Origin of the sequence: Bacillus sp. AY18-3 (assembly GCF_008042305.1) — a bacterium.
Lineage (GTDB): Bacteria > Bacillota > Bacilli > Bacillales > Bacillaceae_G > Bacillus_A > Bacillus_A wiedmannii.
This window is the reverse complement of record NZ_QKQR01000002.1, coordinates 74,101-95,925: the sequence shown is the minus strand read 5'-3', so window position 1 is coordinate 95,925 and position 21,825 is coordinate 74,101. Positions and strand designations below refer to the sequence as shown.

The window sequence follows — 21,825 nt, the reverse complement described above, 5'->3', positions numbered from 1 at the left end:
AGTAAATTAATGCATCAGTTCAATAATCCATAAAATCCAGTAAGCACCTGGTACAAATAGTAGCTGTGCTAATAATGTACCGAGAAGTCTAGATATCATTAGCCAACCATACATTTTACTCATAGATTCAACGCCATTTTCTGATTGTAAAGCACGTTCTGTTAAAAGTGCAATACGTGGATCGAGTAACACTGTTAATAAAATAGTAGCGAAACCATTCACAAGTCCAGAAGCTGTACTTGCATTTGTTGCATAATCTGGATTTAAAAAAGAAGCGTAAAGGGCTGAAAGAACACCAGCTGTATAAATTGCAGTAGCAAACATGTTAATAAGCATAATACGTTTTGGAATACCACCAATACGTAGTCTATGAATCATTTCTAATTTTGGAAATCGTACATATTTTTTTGTATACTTTAATTTTTGAATGTTATTTGTTTTCATCATTCGAATGAAAGAACCGTCTGTTTCAAAGTTTCGAATGACATATCCAAATAGTTTTGTCAAAGTTGGATACAGAATAATCGCAAGCAGTGTACCGACAGAGGCAGATAATAGAACGAGCCGTATAATATGCTCTAAATCAATAGAAGAATCTAGTTTTGCTTCATCGACAATCCCACCAATTAAAAAGGCTTGTAGTAAGTTAGATGTTCTTGAAATAAGCAGTACCATCCCTACGACGGATAAGGCAACGACAATCTTTTTTAAACGAACACCGGCTAATCGAATACTATAAGAACTTGTTTCGACTGCGTGGATAATAATTGTGAAAGCCAGAATAAATATTAAGGTAATTGACATTTAGTTCACCAGTTTCTATTTAGTTAATTGTAACTTTTTTACTTTATCATATCTATTACATTTTGTAACTGAACGTATGTGGCATAGAAGAAATTTCCGAAAAGATAAATAATGGTAGTATAGTAAAAGGTAGGCATAAAAAAGCCTTCTATATAATATGTAAATTAAATAGGAGCGGGGGATTAAATTTGTACACAACATTTCTATTTGACCTAGATGGAACATTGACGGATCCGAAAGAAGGAATTATAAATTCAGTATTATATGCATTAAAAAAGGTTGGAATTGAAGAATTACATGTAAGCGAGTTAGATTCATTTATTGGTCCACCCATCCAGCAATCATTCGTAGAGAGATATAATATGAATGAAGGAGAAGTTGAACGAGCTGTTTTTTATTTTAGAGAGTATTTAAAGCAGCGTGGATTGTTAGAAAATAATGTTTACGAGGGTATTCCAAATCTTTTAAAACAATTAAAAGATACCGGAAATCGATTATTTATAGCAACTTCAAAACCTATTGTATTTGCAAAACAAGTACTAGATCATTTTCAATTAACGGTTTATTTTGAAGATATCATTGGAAGTAATTTAGATGGTACGAGAATAAAAAAAGAAGAAATCATTGCTCATATTTTACAAACAAATGAAGGCCTAAATAAAGAAGAAATTGTTATGATTGGAGATAGAAAGCACGATATAATCGGTGCGAATAATAATGAAATTGCTTCAATCGGCGTTTTATATGGTTATGGTAGTAAAACGGAATTGACTGGAGTTGGTGCAACTCATATAGTAAATGATGTAAAAGAACTACATCATTTTTGTGTAGACAATAGTTTGATAAAGCAGTAAATATAGAGACTAGCAATCCCTTTATAACGTATGACGATGAATTTGTTTATCCCGCGTTAACGGACAGTAAAACTCCCACCTCAAAATTCAGTTGGAGCAAAGAAGTTAGGTGGGGATCAACTGTCCGTAAACGTCCGATTGGTTCAACTAATAATCAGTGGGGGATGAACAAAACCCCCACTGATTAAAGTTTCACTTTATGTTTAAAGGGATTTTTCATATGTAATCGAATACTTATAATTAGACATTTTTAGCATGAAAAATTTGTATGAATAAGAGGAGGGATGTCAGAAATAAAAGATTAGTAGAAGTTTATCAATAAAATTTTGAATTTTCAGTTTAAAGGAGGGGTATGATTGGAGCTAGTTATTATATTATTAGCACTTAGTTTACTTATGTTTGTAGCATATAGAGGGTTTTCTGTTATTTTATTTGCACCGATATTTGCATTATTTGCCGTATTTTTGACAGAGCCTAGTTTTGTATTACCTTTCTTTTCGAATATCTTTATGGAGAAAATGGTAGGGTTTATTAAACTATATTTCCCTGTATTTTTACTTGGGGCAATATTTGGGAAAGTAGTAGAAATGTCAGGAATTGCAGACTCGATTGCAAAGACAATTATAGAGTTAGTTGGTGAAAAACGTACAATTTTAGCGATTGTATTAATGGGTGCTATTTTAACGTATAGTGGCGTTAGTGTGTACGTAGTAGTGTTTGCTGTATATCCGTTCGCAGCTAAGCTGTTTCGACAAGCGAATATTCCGAAGCGTTTAATCCCTGGAACGATTGTACTTGGAGCGGTCACGTTTACGATGGATGCGCTACCTGGATCACCACAAATTCAAAACGTAATACCTACAACATTTTTTAAAACGGACATTTATGCTGCACCGATACTGGGTATTGTAGGGGCAATTTTTGTACTGACGTTAGGATTACTATATTTAGAGAGTAGACGTAAGAAGGCGAAGGCGGCAGGAGAAGGGTATTTTGGTTTTAACGATGGGGATACTGAAATGGCAGCTTCTTTGCAAGTAGAACAAAAAGATATGCCGGTGCTTAAAAGCATTGAAATTACAAGAGTTCAGCAAGTGATTGCTTTTATACCACTTATTTTTGTAGGTGTAATGAATAAAGTTTTTACTATTATGATACCGAAGTGGTATCCAGATGGTTTTGATTTTTCTGAAATTGGTATGAAAGCATTTGGAAAAGTAGAATTAAGTGCAGTAGTTGGAATCTGGTCAGTAGAATTAGCACTTATTATAGGTATTGTAACAACGTTATTATTATATTGGAAACGAGTAGTAACAGGATTTCAAGCTGGATTGAATACAAGTATTGGTGGAGCGTTACTTGCAACGATGAATACAGGTGCTGAGTTTGGATTCGGTGGTGTCATCGCAGCACTTCCAGGTTTCGCGATTATGAGAGACGGCATTTCTGCCACATTCACAAATCCTCTAGTGAATGGAGCTGTAACGACGAATATTTTAGCTGGAATTACAGGCTCTGCATCAGGAGGAATGGGAATTGTTTTAAGCGCGATGGGAGATAAGTTTATTGCAGCGGCCAATCAATTTGATATTCCATTAGAAGTAATGCACCGTATCGTGTCAATGGCATCGGGAGGAATGGATACATTACCACATAACGGAGCTATTATTACTATTCTTACAGTAACAGGTTTAACACATAAACAGTCATATAAAGATATTTTTGCCATTACAGTTTTGAAAACGGTTGCCGTATTTTTAGTAATTGCATTCTATACTGCAACAGGAATTTATTAAGTCGATATTTTATAAACTAAAACATTAATTAGGGTAAGAAGGGGTGGAGTACTTGCAAGAAGTTGCTGAGTTTCGTATGCCGAAGTCCGTATTATATGGAAGAAATTCGCTTGAAAAGCTGGGGGAACAATCTAAGAAGTTGGGGAAAAGAGCGTTTATAGTTACGGATACAATTATGGAGAATTTAGGATATGTTGAGAGGTGTATACAACAATTAAATACGAAAGGTATTACTGTTAGTACATATAATAAAGTAAATGCTGAGCCTACAAATATACACGTGTTAGAAGCGTTGACACTTTGTAAAGAAGGAAAGTGTGATTTTATTATTGGTATTGGTGGTGGAAGTTGTATTGATGCAGCGAAAGCAGTTGCGGTGTTATATACAAATGGTGGAGAAGTGGAAGATTATGTCCAAAAAGATATGGAAATAGACAACGATCCGCTACCACTAATTGCAATCCCAACAACTTCTGGTACTGGATCGGAAGTAACAAGTGTAGCAGTAATTACGAATAAACGAACAGATGTAAAAATGATGATGAAGCATCCAAATTTCACACCGCAAGTAGCGATTATTGACCCAATATTAACGCGTTCGGTACCACCTCATATTACAGCAGCAACAGGGATAGATGCATTATGTCATGCAGTCGAAGCATATATTTCTAAAGTTTCACAATCACTTACCGATGTACTTGCACTTTCCGCTATTGAAAGTATTATGAAATATTTACGTATTGCATATGAGGATGGAGAGAATATGGAGGCAAGAGAAGCGATGATGATTGCTTCCTTACAAGCTGGAATCGCATTTTCCAATGCATCTGTTACGTTAGTTCATGGAATGTCAAGGCCGGTAGGAGCGTTATTTCATGTACCACATGGTATATCGAATGCAATACTATTACCTACAGTTTTACAATATACAAAAATTAGTGCAGTAAAAAGACTAGCGGATATTGGACGTTGTTTAAATAAAGATTTGTATTCCTATTGTGATGAAGAAGTAGCCGACTACACGCTGAGGGAAATAAAAAAACTTTGTTTTGATCTTCGTATTCCAAATTTAAAAGAATACGGAATTGGTGAAGTTGAATTTGAAACAGCTATTTCTAAAATGGCATCAGATGCAATTGAAAGTGGAAGTCCAGCAAATAATCCACGTGTGCCATCATATGATGAAATTAAACAGTTGTATCGAGAATGTTTTCATTATCAATATGAAGATTTTATAAAAACATCAAAAAAATAATTTCAGAATATTCTTATAAAATTTCCTTGGAAATAGTTAAAACAAGACTTTATATTATAAACGTAAAGTCTTGTTTTATTGTGTATAATATACATAATAAAATGTTGTGATTAGTTTTAAAAAACAGTATAGGTGGGTGTGTGTAATGAAAACAATAGGTTTAATTGGTGGTATGAGTTGGGAATCAACTTCTGAATATTATCGAATCATAAATGAAGAAATAAAAGAGAGATTGGGAGGATTACATTCAGCAAAATGTATGATTAATAGTGTGGACTTTGAAGAGATTGAACGATTCCAATCTAACGGAGATTGGAATGGAGCAGGAGAAATATTAGGAAATGCGGCATATTCGTTACAGAGGGGAGGAGCAGATTTTATAATTATTTGCACAAATACAATGCATAAAGTAGTTGAGAAAATAAAGGAGAATATTCATATTCCAGTCTTACATATCGCTGATGCAACTGCGAAAGAAATTAAAAGGAAAGATATTCAAAGGGTTGGTTTGCTTGGAACTAAATATACAATGGAGCAAGACTTTTATAAATTACGCATAGAAGAGAATCGTATAAAAGTAATAGTTCCATCAGAAAAGGATAGAGAAAAGATAAACGAAGTAATATATACAGAATTATGTTTAGGAAAGATAACATCTCAATCTAGAGAGTATTATAAAAGAGTTATAGAAGAGCTAGTACAAGAAGGGGCCCAAGGAATTATATTAGGTTGTACAGAAATAGGATTATTAATAAAGCAGGAAGACGTATCAGTTCCGATATTCGACACAACTTATATACATGCAGTTGAAGCAGTTAATTTCGCTTTACGAAATAGATCATAATTATATTATGTAACCTAGTTCGTGTTTGTGGAAAACATTCTGAAAATACTTTATAATGTAAGTGGTTACATTTAAGGGGGAATGCGTATGTTTTCAGTTCAACCAATCGCATTTGTACATAATGAAAGAAAGGAAATAAAAGATGATGAGTGGGGAGAAGTAAGATCCTATATTACTTTAACTGAAATATATACTGAGGAAAGTATACAAGGGATTGAAGATTTTTCTCATATTGAAGTTGTTTTTTATTTTCATAAAGTAACTGATGAACAAATTCAATATTTTGCTAGACATCCTAGAAATAATAATGATTATCCTAAAGTAGGCATTTTTGCACAGCGCGGGAAAAATCGTCCGAATCGCATAGGAGCAACAATTGTAAAGGTGATCAAAAGAGAAGGTAAATCAATTATTGTTGAGGGGTTAGATGCTATTGATGGCACACCTATATTGGATATAAAGCCGATAATGAAAGAGTTTATGCCGAAAGAAGAAATTGTACAGCCTAAATGGGCAACGGATATAATGAGACAGTATTGGAAGGGGAATGGAGTAAAATGAGAATATATGAGGCAACAATTGCAGATTTAGATGGACTAGCATCAGTTTTTAATAACTATCGTATGTTTTATAGACAAGATTCCGATTTAGAAGGAGCAAAAGTATTTTTGCGAAGTCGAATCGAGAGAAAAGAATCCGTTATTTTTGTGGCAGTTGAAGACGGCGAATATATTGGCTTCACACAATTATATCCATCATTTTCTTCCATTTCGATGAAAGAATTATGGATTTTAAATGATTTATTTGTACAAGCAACTAAGCGCGGAGCAGGAACAGGTAAAAAATTATTAGAAGCTGCTAAAGAATTTGCATTAGAAAATGGTGCAAAAGGTGTAAAATTACAAACGGAGATTGATAATTTATCAGCACAGCGATTATATGCTGAAAATGGTTATTTGAGAGATAATCGTTATTTCCATTATGAATTAACGTTTTAAAAAAATATAAGATTAAAAGAGACGTTTTCATTGTGAAAACGTCTCTTTTAATTTGTATTATTGTTGATTTAAAATCCAATTTGTAGCATCTTCAAAGTTTTCTGCAATGTAGTTTGGTTCAATATGTGCCCATTTGTCTCGGTACGTATGTAAAGCATCATATCCAGCGCCTGTTCGAACTAATATCGTTGTCGCATGTACTGTTGCGCCTGCAACGATATCAGTCCAGCGATCACCAATTACAGCGCATTTTTTTAAATTAAGCCCATGTTTTTCAGCTGCTTGCAGCAGCATACCTGTACCTGGTTTACGGCATTCACAACCATCACCGTGTTTATGAGGACATACGTATATATCATCAAAACCGAAGTCTTCTAATTCTTGTGCAAAATCAGCTACAGTTGCTATCCCATCTGCGATACCTGGTTGATTTGTGAAAGAGAAAATTTTTATATTTTGAGCTTTTAGTTTTTGCAGAGCTGCTTTTGTGAAAGGAAATAATGTAAAAGAGCCTGGATAATGTATGGTAGTGTCACCACCAATTGTACCGTCACGATCAATAAAAATAGCTTCGATGTTTGTCATAGTTATAGTCCTTTCCATTTATAAGTAGTTTAAAAATGTTTCACAAATCGATATCCATTCACTTCATATCCTAATTTTTTGTAAAAAGGATGTGCTTCTAATCTTTTTGTTCCACTGACTAGCCATGTGCCTATACAATTATGTGTCTTTGCTAATTGCTCAGCATAATCCATTAATACTTGCCCAATGCCTTTTCGTCGTATTGTAGAATCAATGCTAATAATTGAAATTTCCCCATAACGAGTTACATCTTCTAAATTTTCACGAATACGAAACCCAAGTAATCCACATATGGTTTCTTCTTCCTCATAAACATATAAAAAATCAAAGGGACTCATTTGTACGAATTGCAATCGGTTGTTCATATCTTCATACGAAATAGAGGAACCTTTTAATTCTGTTGTTAAAGAACAAAGTGCATCTATATCGTCTATCGTAGCTTCACGAATCTGAAAAGACATATTATCCACTCCAATTAAATGTAATCAAACATTAAATATTCTGTTAAAAAGTATGTATTCCTGCTATGAAAATAAATATTTTATAATGATATATAGATGGTTATATGTTATTCTTTTCCTTGATTGTATTGGAAATGGAAAGAAGGGGAATGTATGTTAGAAGTGAATATTCGCTCTGCCGGATATGATATAGGGGAAAAGACAATTCATGATATTGCCTTTTCAATTGAAAAAGGTGAATTAGTTGCACTTATTGGTGCGAATGGTGCCGGGAAGAGTACGACGATTAAAACGATGCTCGGTTTACTTGTAAATATGAATGGTGAAATATCATTTGGTGAAAAGAAAAATCCTTATGCATACGTGCCGGAACACCCGACATATTATGATTATTTGACGCTTTGGGAACATATCGAACTATTAATGGCTGCTCGCGAGAACGAAGTAGGAAGCTGGGAAAGAAAAGCAGAAGAGTTATTACATATGTTTCGAATGGATAAACATAAACATGAGTATTTATCAAAGTTTTCAAAAGGTATGAAACAAAAATCGATGCTCATTTTGGCATTTTTAACTGAACCAGATTTTTATATCATTGATGAACCTTTTATCGGTTTAGATCCAGTAGCTACGAAAGAGTTTTTAAGTTATTTATATAAAGAAAAAGAACGTGGCGCAGGTATATTACTTTGTACGCACGTATTAGACACAGCTGAAAGAATTTGTGAGAGATTTTTACTCATTTCACAAGGTACATTAGTCGCAGATGGAAATCTAGAATCTATCCAAGCGTTAGCAGAAATGCCAGGGAGTTCATTATTAGACTGCTTTGATGTAATCGTAAGGCGTGAACAGCATGATTAAACAACAATTTTATAAAAGATTGCGTCATGAACTGAGGCGTAAATGGAAGTCCATACGTTCTATAACTGATTGGACAGTTGCGCTATATATTATTATTCCAGCACTTATATTTATGGGGATTTATTATCGTTCACTATGGATAGAAGAATTATCGATGGGAGAGACAGTTTATTTCGGATTAGGTCTATTCGCATTTTATGTGATTACATATTCAAGAGGAGTTCGTTCATTTTTTGAACAAGCAGATAGTTTATTTTTAATTTCGTATCCCGCTCACATGCAAAAGTTAATCCAGTATGGTATGACATATACGTTTATTCGAATAGCTATAACGAATGTAATAGTAGTAGTTACTATGTTACCAGTGTTGATGAAAAGTATCGGAGTGACGAAAATACAAGTCGTATTATTTTGGATATTTTTTACTGTATTTCGATTTCTGTTGTCGTTATTAACGAGATTTATTCATGTACGTGTGGGGAAACGATGGCTACTATGGATTATAAAAAATGTAATTTTTTCTATAAGTTTAACCTTTTTTGGATTGAGTCTGTTTCTTATTTATACAAATCCAGTTTATTCTATACTAAGTATCGGTCTAGCAGTTTTTCTAATTATCGGGTTGAGAAAAGAAAAATTGAATTATAAAAATTGCTTTTTTAAAGAAGTTGAGAAAGAGAAAGAAGAAAGTATGCGCTGGACGAGTGGGATTATGCAAGTTGGTGGTCATACAGCTAAACCGAGTAGTTCGAATAAAAAACCGTGGATGTTTCCGCGTTCTAAAAAGTTTTTAGGGAAGAAAAAGGAATCTCGTATTGTTGAATCCTTTTTAAAAGAATTTTTCCGTACAAGTAGTGCACGAATATTTTATATTCAAATTGTATGTATAAGCACCGTCAGTATTATTATGAGTCCGAGGTGGATTGCAGCTATTATTCTTGCATTTGCTTTAGTTGGAATTTCTCGTTATGCGCGCGATTATTGGAATGAATTTACGAAAAAAATGTTTCTCCATCTATATTGTGATGAAGGAAAATTATTATTGTTAAGATGGAAGGCCGATCGCTATTTATTACTTCCAGTACTGCTTTTGTATGGAATAGTTATACTTTCTCATTTTTATTTATTACTAGCTGTAATTGCCGGGATTATTTTTATAGTATGGATTGGTTGGATTGTATTTTTACCATAGAAAAAGAGCCGAAAAATGGCTCTTTTTTTAATCTGTTACGCATTGATAAAGAAAATATACCAAAACGAGTATGCTTGCGGCGGAATACATGACATCTAAAGTCATCGGATTGCCTCCTCATTGTTGTTGTATTTATATTGTATGAAATCTTACAATTTCATATTCAAGTGAAAAATATGTGAACGTTAACAAAATTGTAAAGTGCAAAAATTACAATCATTTTGTATAATAGAAGGAACAACCGTTATATAAAATATAATGAGTGAAAGGGGAGGGAACATACATGCCAAATTGGTTTAGAAAAACCTTAGTCGCATTAATTACCGTATTTACATTTGGTTTAGTGACGCCTCCTTCCATATTGCTTGATAATGCCAAAGCTGCGGACAAGCCTACGAGCACAGCTGGGCAACAAAATTTGGAGAGTACGTCCTATACATATGAAGAAACGAATGACAGGTTAACCACTGATACTTTTATTACGTACGCAATGCAAGAAGCAGAGAAGCAGTCAATGCAAAAGTTTGGCACTAAAATTGGTCCAGTAATTGAAGATGAGTTTAAAGATGTAATATTACCGAAAATTGAAGAGGCAATTGCTGAGCTTGCAAGTGATGTGCCAGAGGAGTCATTGCAATCATTAGCGATTTCTCAAAGACCAGCTGGCGGAAATAATGAAAAGATTTTTCATGTGTATGACACGAAATCAGGAAATGACTTATTGCGATTTCATGTAAGAAGAGATCATCCACCGCAAGATGGTTATTATTTTAATTTCCACTATCACCGTTTTGATGATGGGTACTCAGGACACCATGAATTAGGGAATATTTATTGGAATACGAATATACCGCCAAAGTGGCTTTCTTAAAAAGAACAAGAGAAAATCTTGTTCTTTTTTATGTATATAGAAGGTTTAGACAACTACGGTGTTGAATAAGATAGGTTTAGAAAAAGAAGCAAAGGGAGTATGGGGATGCAAAAATATATTGTTTTTGACTTTGATGGCACATTAGTAGATTCACAAAATATATTTGTACCAATTTATAATCAAATTGCTGAAAAGCATGGATATAAAACGGTAAGGGAAGAAGAAATTGAGTATTTACGTAAATTAACGATGCCAGAGAGATGTAAACAACTTGATGTACCATTGTATAAACTACCGATATTAGCGCTGGAGTTTTATAAATTGTATCAACCCGCTATAAAAGATCTTATTTTGTTTCATGGGATGAAGGATGTATTAGATGAACTGCATAAAAAAGGATACGGAATTGCCGTTATATCTTCTAACTCAGAAGAGCATATTCGGGCATTTTTACACAATAATGATATAGAAAATATACAAGAGGTATATTGTTCTAAAAATTTGTTCGGTAAAGATAAAATGATAAAAAGATTTTTAAAATCGAAAAAAATAACAGAGAAAGATATGTTATACGTCGGTGACGAACAGCGAGACGTAGCAGCGTGTAAAAAGGCTGGGGTGAATGTAATATGGGTATCTTGGGGATATGATGTTATTGAAACAGTGAAAAAAGATGCACCAGATTACATGGTCAATACACCAATGGAAATTGTGCAAATAGTACAAGGGGCATATTCTTAATATGAATACACTTCAATCAGCTATTCATCATATTGAATTTTGGGTATCGGATTTAGAGGAGTCCATTTCTTTTTAAGATCCGAATGGGTTTATTGTAGAAGTAGCGTATACACCAAATGTAGAAATGTAAGGGGAATAAAAATGAAAACAATTACAGCATGGCAAAACAATATACAGATAGTAAAAGATGCAGTTAATATTGAAGAAATTTCTAAAGGTTTCTCACCTGATAAGAAATATATCATTACGAAAGCGAATAATGAAAAATATTTATTACGGACAGGCGATATAAAAGAGTATGAAAGAAAGAAAATAGAGTTTCAAATTTTAAATGAAATGCAAAAACGTAGTGTGCAAGCTCAAAAACCAATTGAAATGGGTTTATTGGCAGAGGAAGACTTATGCTATGGTATTTTTTCATATTTAGAAGGGGAAGATGCGAAGAAACTATTGCCTACATATACACCAAAAGAACAATATGATATTGGTATAGAAGCAGGAAAAGATTTAGCAAAAATGCATACATATGAAGCTCCTAAGGATATCCTTCCATGGTATGAAAGAGCAATGGAAAAACATCGAAAATATGTAGAGGCATATAAAACATGTGGAATAAAAATAAAAAATGATGATAAAATCATAAAGTTTATAGACGAAAATGGAATATATTTAAAGAACCGCCCAAATCGATTTCAACACGATGATTTTCATTTAGAAAATATAATTGTACGTGATGCGAAATATGTAGGTGTTGTTGATTTTAATGGTTATGATTGGGGTGACCCACTTCATGATTTCGTAAAAATTGCACTATTTGCAAGAGACATTAGTATTCCGTATTCAATCGGACAAATAGAAGGCTACTTTAATGGGGGAATACCAGAGGAGTTCTGGAACTTATATGCGGTGTACGTTGGCATGACAGTTTTCTCATCAGTTGTGTGGTCCTTACGAGCAGCACCACATATGTTAGAGGATACGTTAGAGCGTCTTACTATCGTTTTAGAAGATCATAAAGACTTTGAGTCATTAAAGCCAATTTGGTTTCAACCAGAGAAGATTAAGATGAAATAGAAAAGGTAGGTGTGATTCACATCTACCTTTATTTTTACCATTCTTCGTTTTGAAGCAGTTGTAATGCTAATTTTAAATCAACATCTTCTTGTATATGTTCCGGAGTCCACGGGATATGTATATGCGGCTGTATACCAATTCCGGACATTCCTTCGCCTTTATCTATAATAGAGAGCCGTGAAGTAGGGTAGTAAAGTGCGAATGTATCAGCCCATTCCATTACCGCTAAATTAGAATAATCATTTAAACCAGCAGTAGGACGACCTATTACTTTTACTTTCAATGATTTTTTTGCAACTTCTACAAAAGAATCACCAGAACTTCCACATGTAACATCTGTTAATATAACTAATCTATTAGGTGATTTTCTCCCGTGTATTTTTAATGATTGAAGTTCTTTTGGTAACTCAGAAGTATCAAATGTAACGAATCCTTTTTTATAATTCTTTTTTAAATCTTGAATAAATATATCAGTGAATAATTTGGAAATTTCGTCTAAAGAATCGTAATCTTCCATTTTGATGTCTTTCATACGTAAATGAAAGTTTCGTTCTGTATGATTTAATTGCATTGTATCTGAAGAATCTAAAAGGGAGATCTCTTTGTCTTCGAATAAGTAAGGAAGTAATTTAAAAAATGCATCATCACTTCCACCACGATTCAAACGCACATCAATAATTAAGTTCGGAAAAGAATTAAGCTCATTTTTGTGTGAGTCTAATAATTTATTAATCGCTTCAGTATTTGCGAAATCAGTCAAAGTAATTAAGAGTGTGTCTTTATTATGCTGTTTAAATGAATAAATAGGCGTGTATTCATTTTGTTTATACTTTTGTAAAGTAATGGTTTCGATTACGCCATCTTCATTTATAAGTGTACAAGTTGATGATTGTAATAAAACATAATCCCATTTTTCACGTTCATATGTATTCGCATTTAAATATTTCCTATATTTTATTATTAACTCAGGGATTTTCATATTATCTAATGCTAGAATAGACTGCCCTTTTTTCACTCTTATTTCTTGTGAAGTGGATGTAATATATAGGCGGTCTTCGTATCTTTTCACTTGGAAGCCAGCACTGTTAAGTGGTTGATTGTTAGAGTTCATTTTGAAAAACATATGATTATCTTTAAAGTCTAGTAAGTAATCACGTACAATTTCAGTAAATTGTATTGGTGTTAGTTCTCCTTGTTTCTCTAGTTTCTCGACTGTCTGTAAATATGTAGTAGGATCGTCCCATCCTTTCTTATCTATACAACCTGAATAATCGTGATGAGTGATCGAAACAATTTCTTTGAAAATTTCTGTATACACAGCTTTTCCTCCTGATAATTTAATTAGTTGAATAATAGAATTCTGTATCCTTTACGTATTATCCTTTTTTTGCATAGAGAAAAGGGGAATAGAGGGAAGTGTTATCTTCCCTCTATTAAAATATTTATTTAATTTTCTTAAATACAAGCGGCTGCGTACTTAACATAGCTGGTACATGTAACTGAAGGGATGGGAATTCACCACTTACATTCATTTCATAAGCGAATAATAAACTCATTTTCATTTGGAATAAATCAACTTTTGCAGAGAAGATGTCGTAATGATGATGAGCTAATTGAATATCCATCTCCATAAATTGTACAAATAACGAATCATCTCGTTTGTATACTTGTAATGTTCCATATGCAGGATGCTCGAAAGTACCGGTATAATCCTCTAACTTGTGAGAAGGTGTAGTCCCTTCAATTTGTTCAGGAATGGATTCAGTTGCTTCTTTCATCATTTCCTTCATTTTTTCAGTATCTTCTACAGCACGTTTATGCCAATCAATGGATTCTAATTCAAGTAGTTCGTCATAAATTTGATTAGCGAGATAAGTAGGTAGTAATGTGCCTCCAGCATTCGTTAAAATAACAAGGCCTATGTTTTCTGTTGGTATGAATGAAACAAGTGCTGAAAACCCATCAATATTACCGCCATGATGAATTACCTTATTACCACGGTAAGCGCTAATAAACCAACCAAGACCGTAACTATTTAATGGAGATTCCGGAAGTGATAAAACTGGTTGATCTGGAATGGAATTATGTGGTGTATACATTTGTTGTAATAATTCAGAGGAGATTAATTCATGATCTCCAAATTTCCCTTCGTTTAAGTGAAGAAGGACCCAATTTGCCATATCTTCAATTGTAGAATTAATACACCCAGCAGCGCCGACTGTATCGATGTTATGGAATGGAACTTCTTTTATTTTACCGTCATTTTCAACGTAAGGTAATGCATAATCATCTGTATTTTGTGAGTCTGTAACAGAGAAGTTTGTTTGATCCATATTTAAAGGCTCTAAAATATGTTCTGCAACATATTGTTCCCATGTTTGATTCGTAATGTTTTCTACAATATAACTAATTGTCGCATACATTAAGTTGTTATAAAGAAATGCTGTACGAAACGGAGCATCAAGTGGTAAATGTTTTATTTTTTCAACGAGATCTTTTCGAGATAAGGAAGAGCTATACCAAAGAGCCTCATGACGGCTTACACCAGTTCGATGAGAAGCTAAATCTCGTCCGGTAACTTGTGAGCTAGCAAGTAGTTCAGATAAAGAGAAGTTAGGTATATAAGTCTGGACAGGAGTATCCCAGTTAAACTTATTTTGTTGTGCTAACAAGCTTAATGAAAGTGTACCAAAAGCTTTCGTTGAGGAACCGATTGCGAACCGAGTATTCGGTGTAACAGCCTCTTTTGTCTCTATATTACGATAGCCAAATCCTTCTGAAATAATGACTTCACCATCTTTTATAACAGCTATAGCAGTGCCAGGAACATTTAAATCCTTCATCATTTTTTCAACCGTTGTTTGTAAAGAAGTCATAACAGGAGTTTCAATTTTAGACATACTTCTAACCTCCAAATATAAATTTTATCCTACCGCACTATACTTTCGGTAATAGAAAATGAAAACCTTTATAAATTTGGAAAGTTAATAATTTTGTAAGAATGAATAAAGTTATTATTTATTTAGAATTTTAATTTTATTATAATTAATTTAAATTAAGATATAGAAAAGATGGTGAAGAAGTGTGCTAACAATAAAGAGAGTGCTTTGCGACAATAAAAAAAATCCGATAGGTATAGATTCAAAAGTTGTTAAAATGAGTTGGCTGCTTGAGTCGAGTAACCGAAATGTAAAACAACTTGCTTATCAATTGCAGGTTGCGAAAGATAGAGATTTTGAAATTATAATGTTTGATTCGCGAAAAGTAGAAACAGATCAAAGTTTACATATACCAATCAATTCATTTTCATACAGAGCGGAAACGCGTTATTTTTATCGGGTAAAGGTATGGGATAATTACGGAGAAGAATCATCGTGGTCAGAAGTAGTATTTTGGGAGACTGGATTACAAGGGCAAGATAACTGGAGCGGGAACTGGATTGCCGCGAAAAAAGAACGAGCGCAAGTTATGTCCTTTAATAAAAATTTTACTATTAAAAAAGTAGTTAAAAAAGCGCGTTTATATATCACAAGTTTAGGATTATACGAGGCTTCTATAAATGGAGAGCGCATTGGAGATTGTTATTTTACCCCTGGATGGACAAGTTATGATAAGAGAGTACTGTATCAAACGTATGATATAACGCATTTATTAAAGGGTGAGCACAATACTATTTCGGTTCTGCTAGGTAATGGATGGTATAAGGGACCACTTACCATGCATCATGTACGTAATTATTACGGTAGAAGACGTGTGATAATTGCTCAAGTACATATAACGTATGAAGATGGAACGAAAGAAAAAATTGTAACAGACGAAACATGGAAGGTAACTCCAAGCCCAATTTTGTATTCAGAAATTTATGAAGGGGAGGTTTACGACGCTAGGATAGAAGAAAGTAGGCAAGGGCTAGAAGATGTTGAAGTAATTGAGCATTCCAAACAAATAATTGTTGCGCAAGAAAACGAAGCAATTCGTAAAATGAAAATTATTAAACCGATTTCTATTTCAAAACTACCGAATCACGAATGGCTCATTGATATGGGGCAAAATATGGTAGGTTGGGTTCAATTTACAGTCCGTCATGTTTATATTGGCCAAAAGATAGAATTGCATCATGCTGAAATATTGAATAAAGACGGTAGTTTTTACACCGGAAATCTCCGAAAGGCAAAACAAAAAATAGTGTATATAGCAAAAGGAGAAGAAGAGGAAAGGTTTGAACCTCATTTTACATATCAAGGCTTTAGGTATGTGAAAATAAGTGGATTAACCCAGCCGCCTCAAATAGCAGATTTTGAAGGGGTTGTATTACATACGGATATGGAAAAAGCGACTGAATTTAAAACGTCTAATCCATTAATCAATCAACTTCATCATAATGTGGAATGGTCTCAAAGAGGGAACTTTTTTGATGTGCCAACAGATTGTCCGCAGCGAGATGATCGACTTGGATGGACCGGGGATGCACAAATGTTCATTGGGACAGCTACGCAAATTATGAATGTACAATTATTCTTTAAAAAGTGGCTCCAAGATTTATCATTAGATCAAAATGTTAATGGAGCTGTGCCTTTAGTTATTCCAGATGCTTTTGGGAAAAGAGCGGATTTTGATTTACATACTTCTGGTGGTTGGGGCGATGCAGCAATTATATGCCCGTGGGTTCATTATTTACATTACGGAGATGTATCGATTTTAAAAGAACAATATGACAGTATGAAGAAGTATATAGATTACATACGTTCACAAGGTGAGAACGAGTATTTATGGGATACAGGCTATCATTTAGGGGATTGGCTCGCATTAGATACGAAACCAGATGTATATGAAGGCGGAACAGACAAGCATTTTATTGCGACAGCTTATTATGCCTATTCTACATCGCTTTTACGAAGGATTGCTGAGATTTTAGGTGAAAATACAGATGCTAAATTATATGCAGAGTTACATGGGAATATTGTTCAAGCATTTCAAAATGAATTCGTTACACCAAATGGTAGGTTAATTTCAAATACACAAACAGCTCACATATTAGTACTTCTTTTTGAACTAGTGAAAGATGATGTGAATGAGAAAGTATTTAATCGCTTAATTGAGCTATTAAAAGAAAATAAAAATCATTTAACAACAGGTTTTATAGGAACACCGTATTTGAATTTAATATTAAGTAAGTTTAACCGGCATGACCTTGCTTGTAAGCTTCTATTTTATGAAGATTATCCATCATGGTTATACCAAGTGAAAAAAGGTGCCACAACGATTTGGGAACATTGGGATGGCGTGAAAGAGGATGGAACACTTTGGAATGATAGCATGAATTCTTATAATCATTACGCATATGGCTCTATTGTTGAATGGATATACCGATATATTATTGGATTAGAAATGGATGAGACAAAACCTGCATATAAACATTTTTATGTACAACCACATTTTGATTCGAATATAGAATGGGTTAAAGTAAAACGTGAGACAGCTTATGGAGAAATTAAGATTGAGTGGCGTGTAGAAAAGGAACAAGCCTTTTTATATATTTCTGTACCAGCTAATACAAGCGCTACATTACGGATAGACGAAACAAAATGGAAAGCAGAACATGACGTTGGAAGGGATTTAGGATCAGGTGATTATAAATTTACATTTTGTAAAAATATATTGAAGTAGAATTCTGTTTATATAGAAATATATTTTTATTCATTAGGATTATTTAATTCACTGTTTTTCATGTTATGATAAATTTCATATAAGATTGAAAGAAGGTTTTACTACATATGAAACATGCTGAATATGAATACTTAAATTTATGCCGCCATGTAATGGAGCATGGTACGAAGAAAGAAGATCGTACAGGGACAGGCACTGTATCTGTATTTGGATATCAAATGCGTTTTGATCTAAGTAAAGGTTTTCCTTTATTAACGACAAAGAGAGTGCCGTTTCGCCTTGTAGCAAGTGAACTGCTTTGGTTTATGAAAGGTGATACAAATATTCGTTATTTATTGCAGCATAATAATAATATTTGGAATGAATGGGCATTTAAGAGCTGGGTAGAAAGCGATGAGTATACTGGTCCTGATATGACTGATTTCGGTCTTCGCTCACAACAAGATGAGGAATTTAAAGTGCAGTACGATGAGCAAATGGAATTGTTTAAAAAGAACGTTTTAGAAGATGATGATTTCTCGAATAAATATGGTTATTTAGGAGATGTATACGGAAAGCAGTGGCGTGCCTGGAAAACGACAGCTGGTGAGACGCTTGATCAATTAAAAGATGTAATTGAAATGATTAAAAAAACGCCAGACTCCCGTCGCCTAATTGTTTCTGCCTGGAATCCTGAAGATGTACCAAGTATGGCATTACCACCTTGTCATACGCTATTCCAGTTTTATGTAGCGGATGGCAAACTTTCTTGTCAGTTATATCAAAGAAGTGGTGACATATTCCTTGGAATTCCATTTAACATTGCAAGTTACTCACTACTAACACATTTAATTGCACATGAATGCGGACTTGAAGTGGGAGAATTTGTTCATACAATTGGAGATGCACACATTTATACGAATCATTTTGAGCAAGTGGAAAAGCAATTGGCACGTGAACCACGTCCGTTCCCAAAACTTACATTAAATCCAGATGTGAAATCTGTGTTTGAATTTGAAATGGAAGATTTAACGATTGAAGGATATGATCCACACCCAGCAATTAAAGCACCGGTTGCAGTGTAATTGTAGAGGAGATGAAAAGATGATAGTTTCATTTATGGTCGCAATGGACGAGAATAGAGTAATTGGTAAAGATAATAATTTACCTTGGCGTTTACCGAGTGAATTACAATATGTAAAGAAAACAACGATGGGTCATTCGCTTATTATGGGAAGAAAAAACTATGAAGCGATTGGTAGACCACTGCCTGGAAGACGTAATATCATTGTAACTCGTAATGAAGGGTATCATGTTGAAGGCTGTGAAGTAGCACATTCTGTAGAAGAAGTGTTTGAGCTATGCAAAAATGAAGAAGAGATTTTTATTTTTGGCGGAGCGCAAATTTATGATCTCTTTTTACCATACGTAGACAAGTTATATATAACAAAAATTCATCATGCATTTGAAGGAGATACATTCTTCCCAGAAATCGATATGGCAAATTGGAAAGAAATTTTTGTTGAAAAAGGGTTAACGGATGAAAAAAATCCGTATACGTACTATTATCATGTATATGAAAAGCAACAATAATAATAGAGGTTGATGTGAATATTCGCATCAATCTTTTTATCTGTATCCATCAATATAGGTTTATAGATGAGATTCGATAGTGCTATAATGAATGGTAGCATGTAAAAATGCTAATATTTTCTAAAGTATTGGTGTAGAAAGAGGAGGAGAATCGATTGAGAAAGATATGGGGGATTCTTTTTCTTTGCTTAACATTCATGTTAGTTGGATGTGGTAAAGAAGAAAAACCACAAGAAGCGTTTGATACATATGCAAAAGCATGGAATAAACAAAAATTTGCAGAAATGTATGATCAATTATCAGAAAAGGCAAAAAAAGATATTTCAAAGAAAGATTTCACTGAGAAATATGAAAAAATTTATGCTGGCATTGAAGTGAAAGATTTAAAAGTAGAAACAGGGGAAGTAAAAGAAGATAAAAAAGATGAAGGTCCTGTTCCTTTTAAAGTAAGTATGGATACAGTTGGCGGTAAAATCACTTTTGGTCATGAAGCAAAAATGGTGAAAGAAAAAGATGGAGATAAAGAATCTTGGAAAATAGATTGGACTCCTGATTTTATCTTCCCAGGTATGACAAAAGATAGTAAAGTGCGTATGCAAACGACGCAGCCAAAACGTGGAGAAATATATGATCGTAATGGAAAAGGTCTTGCAACGAATGGGAAAGCTTCTGAAATTGGAATAGTTCCAGAAAAATTAGACGATACTGCTCCGCAAACGAAAGAGACAGTAGCGAAGTTATTAAATATGTCTGTAGAAGAAATTGATCAAAAACTAGCTGCTAAATGGGTAAAACCAGGGTATCTCGTACCAATTGGAATTTTGCCTGAAGGGGCAACGCAAAATACGTACATTGATTTAGCAGGTGTTTCAACAAAACCAGTAAATGTTCGTACATATCCGTTAGGGGAAGCAGCAGCACATCTTACTGGTTATATTGGAAAAGTGAATGCTGAAGATTTAAAAACGCTACAAAAGAAAGGCTATCAAGCAGATGATCCAGTAGGTAAAGCTGGTTTAGAGCAAGTACTGGAAGAAAAGCTACGTGGTAAAAAAGGTGGCCGTGTCTTTGTAGAAGATGCACAAGGGAAAGAAATTAAAAATTTAGCAAAAACAGATGCTGTTGATGGGGAAAATGTAACTTTAACGATTGATAGTGCTGTTCAAGAAAAAACTTATAATGAAATGAAAGGCGAGGCTGGTTCAAGTGCGGCAATTAATCCGAAAAGCGGAGAAACACTTGCACTTGTAAGTAGCCCAGCATATAATCCTAACATAATTGCAAGAGGGACATCAAAAGCACAACGCGATGCATGGAATAACGATCCGAAAAAGCCGATGACGAACCGATTTACACAATTATCAGTTCCAGGATCTGTATTTAAGCCTATTACAGCTGCAATCGGTCTTGAAACGAAAACAATCGATCCAAAAGAAGAATTGAAAATTGAAGGATTAAAATGGACAAAAGATTCTTCTTGGGGTAATTATTATGTAACGCGTGTAAAAGATGCAAATCCGATTGATTTTGATAAGGCAATGAAATACTCGGATAATATTTATTTCGCACAAGAAGCTTTGAAAATCGGAAAAGATAAATTTATGAGTGAAGCGAAAAAATTCGGATTCGATGAGAAATTACCAATTGAATATGGATTCCCAGCTTCTAAAATCGCAAATGGTGGTATTAAAAATGATATTCAAATGGCAGACACAGGTTATGGACAAGGGCAAGTATTAATGACGCCACTCCATCTAGCGTTAACGTACGCACCAATTGTTAATGATGGAAACATACCTTCTCCATATATTATTAAAACAGATAAGCAACCAAAAGTTTGGAAAGAGAATGTCATTTCAAAAGGCAATCAGGATATATTAAGAACTGCTATGACGAAAGTAATTAATGATCCAGATGGTACTGGGAAAATTGCTAAAATTGATGGAATGACTCTTGCTGGAAAAACAGGTACAGCGGAATTAAAAGTATCAAAAGAGGCCGAAGGAAAAGAACTAGGCTGGTTCGCTGCATTTGATTTAAATTCACCAGATATGGTCATTACAATGATGATTGAAGATGTAAAAGGTAGAGGCGGAAGTAATATTCCAGCTGAAAAAGTGAAACATGTGTTTCAAAAATAGAAAATGATGAAGACTATCTCCATGGAATGTGGAGGTAGTTTTTTGTTTCACCAAAAACATATTGAAAAGATAGTGTTTATTAACTTACGAAAAAAAAGTAGCTATT

20 protein-coding genes are annotated in these 21,825 nt (G+C 33.9%); 15 read left to right on the top strand and 5 right to left on the bottom strand.

The window, feature by feature from the left end; genetic code table 11:
* Positions 1-6: 6 nt before the first annotated feature.
* Positions 7-804: a lipid II flippase Amj family protein gene (locus DM800_RS01065; protein ID WP_087982567.1), complete on the bottom strand. Its 798-nt coding sequence runs from the start codon at positions 802-804 to the stop codon at positions 7-9.
* A 188-nt stretch (positions 805-992) separates the two neighbouring features.
* Here DM800_RS01065 and DM800_RS01060 point away from each other — a divergent pair, with 188 nt between their 5' ends.
* From DM800_RS01060 to DM800_RS01035, 6 genes are all read left to right on the top strand, one after another.
* The gene (locus DM800_RS01060) at positions 993-1,658 is read left to right on the top strand and encodes an HAD family hydrolase (RefSeq protein ID WP_147786232.1); all 666 of its coding nucleotides are present in this window, start codon (positions 993-995) and stop codon (positions 1,656-1,658) included.
* 356 nt (positions 1,659-2,014) lie between these two features.
* Complete coding sequence (locus DM800_RS01055) at positions 2,015-3,454, top strand: GntP family permease (RefSeq protein WP_147786231.1); 1,440 nt, start codon at positions 2,015-2,017, stop codon at positions 3,452-3,454.
* Between the two features lie 52 nt (positions 3,455-3,506).
* A complete protein-coding gene (gene eutG / locus DM800_RS01050) occupies positions 3,507-4,709 on the top strand; it encodes an alcohol dehydrogenase EutG (RefSeq protein WP_088063241.1) in 1,203 nt (400 codons plus the stop codon).
* 145 nt (positions 4,710-4,854) lie between these two features.
* Complete coding sequence (locus DM800_RS01045; protein ID WP_147786230.1) at positions 4,855-5,553, top strand: aspartate/glutamate racemase family protein; 699 nt, start codon at positions 4,855-4,857, stop codon at positions 5,551-5,553.
* Between the two features lie 87 nt (positions 5,554-5,640).
* Positions 5,641-6,114, top strand: a complete 474-nt coding sequence (locus DM800_RS01040; protein WP_087982557.1) for an SAM-dependent methyltransferase — start codon at positions 5,641-5,643, stop codon at positions 6,112-6,114.
* Positions 6,111-6,551 carry a GNAT family N-acetyltransferase gene (locus tag DM800_RS01035; protein ID WP_048540883.1) on the top strand — a complete coding sequence of 147 codons (441 nt, stop codon included), beginning with the start codon at positions 6,111-6,113 and terminating at the stop codon, positions 6,549-6,551. The genes DM800_RS01040 and DM800_RS01035 overlap by 4 nt, the downstream gene beginning before the upstream one ends.
* 57 nt (positions 6,552-6,608) lie before the next feature.
* Here the strand turns inward: DM800_RS01035 and DM800_RS01030 are convergent, their stop codons facing one another.
* Positions 6,609-7,136, bottom strand: a complete 528-nt coding sequence (locus tag DM800_RS01030) for an HAD-IIIA family hydrolase (RefSeq protein ID WP_147786229.1) — start codon at positions 7,134-7,136, stop codon at positions 6,609-6,611.
* Positions 7,137-7,165: 29 nt separating this feature from the next.
* Positions 7,166-7,597: a GNAT family N-acetyltransferase gene (locus tag DM800_RS01025; protein ID WP_147786228.1), complete on the bottom strand. Its 432-nt coding sequence runs from the start codon at positions 7,595-7,597 to the stop codon at positions 7,166-7,168.
* Between the two features lie 153 nt (positions 7,598-7,750).
* On the opposite strand from DM800_RS01025, the gene DM800_RS01020 reads away from it, so the two are divergent.
* The 5 genes from DM800_RS01020 (at position 7,751) to DM800_RS01000 (ending at position 12,339) form a co-directional block, all read left to right on the top strand.
* Positions 7,751-8,461 carry an ABC transporter ATP-binding protein gene (locus tag DM800_RS01020; protein ID WP_073518496.1) on the top strand — a complete coding sequence of 237 codons (711 nt, stop codon included), beginning with the start codon at positions 7,751-7,753 and terminating at the stop codon, positions 8,459-8,461.
* Positions 8,454-9,653 (top strand): ABC transporter permease, encoded by a 1,200-nt coding sequence (locus DM800_RS01015; RefSeq protein WP_147786227.1) that lies wholly within the window; start codon positions 8,454-8,456, stop codon positions 9,651-9,653. The genes DM800_RS01020 and DM800_RS01015 overlap by 8 nt, the downstream gene beginning before the upstream one ends.
* Before the next feature lie 283 nt (positions 9,654-9,936).
* Positions 9,937-10,524 carry a YpjP family protein gene (locus tag DM800_RS01010; RefSeq protein WP_001134418.1) on the top strand — a complete coding sequence of 196 codons (588 nt, stop codon included), beginning with the start codon at positions 9,937-9,939 and terminating at the stop codon, positions 10,522-10,524.
* 105 nt (positions 10,525-10,629) lie between these two features.
* Complete coding sequence (locus DM800_RS01005) at positions 10,630-11,265, top strand: HAD family hydrolase (protein WP_141540980.1); 636 nt, start codon at positions 10,630-10,632, stop codon at positions 11,263-11,265.
* Positions 11,266-11,406: 141 nt separating this feature from the next.
* Complete coding sequence (locus DM800_RS01000) at positions 11,407-12,339, top strand: aminoglycoside phosphotransferase family protein (protein ID WP_098856781.1); 933 nt, start codon at positions 11,407-11,409, stop codon at positions 12,337-12,339.
* 34 nt (positions 12,340-12,373) lie between these two features.
* Here the strand turns inward: DM800_RS01000 and DM800_RS00995 are convergent, their stop codons facing one another.
* On the bottom strand, positions 12,374-13,657 hold the full coding sequence (locus DM800_RS00995; RefSeq protein WP_147786226.1) for a S41 family peptidase: 1,284 nt from the start codon (positions 13,655-13,657) through the stop codon (positions 12,374-12,376).
* A 124-nt stretch (positions 13,658-13,781) separates the two neighbouring features.
* Positions 13,782-15,239: a serine hydrolase gene (locus DM800_RS00990; protein WP_087982543.1), complete on the bottom strand. Its 1,458-nt coding sequence runs from the start codon at positions 15,237-15,239 to the stop codon at positions 13,782-13,784.
* A 184-nt stretch (positions 15,240-15,423) separates the two neighbouring features.
* Here DM800_RS00990 and DM800_RS00985 point away from each other — a divergent pair, with 184 nt between their 5' ends.
* The 4 genes from DM800_RS00985 to pbpC all read left to right on the top strand — a co-directional run bounded on the left by DM800_RS00985 (position 15,424) and on the right by pbpC (position 21,719).
* Entirely contained in the window at positions 15,424-18,006 is a 2,583-nt protein-coding gene (locus tag DM800_RS00985) for an alpha-L-rhamnosidase (protein ID WP_087982541.1), read from the top strand.
* Positions 18,007-18,113: 107 nt separating this feature from the next.
* The gene (locus DM800_RS00980; protein WP_087982539.1) at positions 18,114-19,070 is read left to right on the top strand and encodes a thymidylate synthase; all 957 of its coding nucleotides are present in this window, start codon (positions 18,114-18,116) and stop codon (positions 19,068-19,070) included.
* Positions 19,071-19,089: 19 nt separating this feature from the next.
* Positions 19,090-19,578, top strand: a complete 489-nt coding sequence (locus tag DM800_RS00975; protein WP_061679531.1) for a dihydrofolate reductase — start codon at positions 19,090-19,092, stop codon at positions 19,576-19,578.
* Positions 19,579-19,733: 155 nt separating this feature from the next.
* Positions 19,734-21,719 carry a penicillin-binding protein 3 gene (gene pbpC, locus DM800_RS00970; RefSeq protein WP_147786225.1) on the top strand — a complete coding sequence of 662 codons (1,986 nt, stop codon included), beginning with the start codon at positions 19,734-19,736 and terminating at the stop codon, positions 21,717-21,719.
* The last annotated feature ends 106 nt before the right edge of the window (positions 21,720-21,825 follow it).

Bases quoted from the DNA above. Each gene is read 5' to 3' on its own strand.
- DM800_RS01065 (WP_087982567.1), bottom strand. From the start codon at position 804: ATGTCAATTACCTTAATATTTATTCTGGCTTTCACAATTATTATCCAC.
- DM800_RS01045 (WP_147786230.1), top strand. From the start codon at position 4,855: ATGAAAACAATAGGTTTAATTGGTGGTATGAGTTGGGAATCAACTTCT.
- DM800_RS01040 (WP_087982557.1), top strand. From the start codon at position 5,641: ATGTTTTCAGTTCAACCAATCGCATTTGTACATAATGAAAGAAAGGAA.
- DM800_RS01035 (WP_048540883.1), top strand. From the start codon at position 6,111: ATGAGAATATATGAGGCAACAATTGCAGATTTAGATGGACTAGCATCA.
- DM800_RS01030 (WP_147786229.1), bottom strand. From the start codon at position 7,136: ATGACAAACATCGAAGCTATTTTTATTGATCGTGACGGTACAATTGGT.
- DM800_RS01025 (WP_147786228.1), bottom strand. From the start codon at position 7,597: ATGTCTTTTCAGATTCGTGAAGCTACGATAGACGATATAGATGCACTT.
- DM800_RS01020 (WP_073518496.1), top strand. From the start codon at position 7,751: ATGTTAGAAGTGAATATTCGCTCTGCCGGATATGATATAGGGGAAAAG.
- DM800_RS01015 (WP_147786227.1), top strand. From the start codon at position 8,454: ATGATTAAACAACAATTTTATAAAAGATTGCGTCATGAACTGAGGCGT.
- DM800_RS01010 (WP_001134418.1), top strand. From the start codon at position 9,937: ATGCCAAATTGGTTTAGAAAAACCTTAGTCGCATTAATTACCGTATTT.
- DM800_RS01005 (WP_141540980.1), top strand. From the start codon at position 10,630: ATGCAAAAATATATTGTTTTTGACTTTGATGGCACATTAGTAGATTCA.
- DM800_RS01000 (WP_098856781.1), top strand. From the start codon at position 11,407: ATGAAAACAATTACAGCATGGCAAAACAATATACAGATAGTAAAAGAT.
- DM800_RS00990 (WP_087982543.1), bottom strand. From the start codon at position 15,239: ATGTCTAAAATTGAAACTCCTGTTATGACTTCTTTACAAACAACGGTT.
- DM800_RS00980 (WP_087982539.1), top strand. From the start codon at position 18,114: ATGAAACATGCTGAATATGAATACTTAAATTTATGCCGCCATGTAATG.
- DM800_RS00975 (WP_061679531.1), top strand. From the start codon at position 19,090: ATGATAGTTTCATTTATGGTCGCAATGGACGAGAATAGAGTAATTGGT.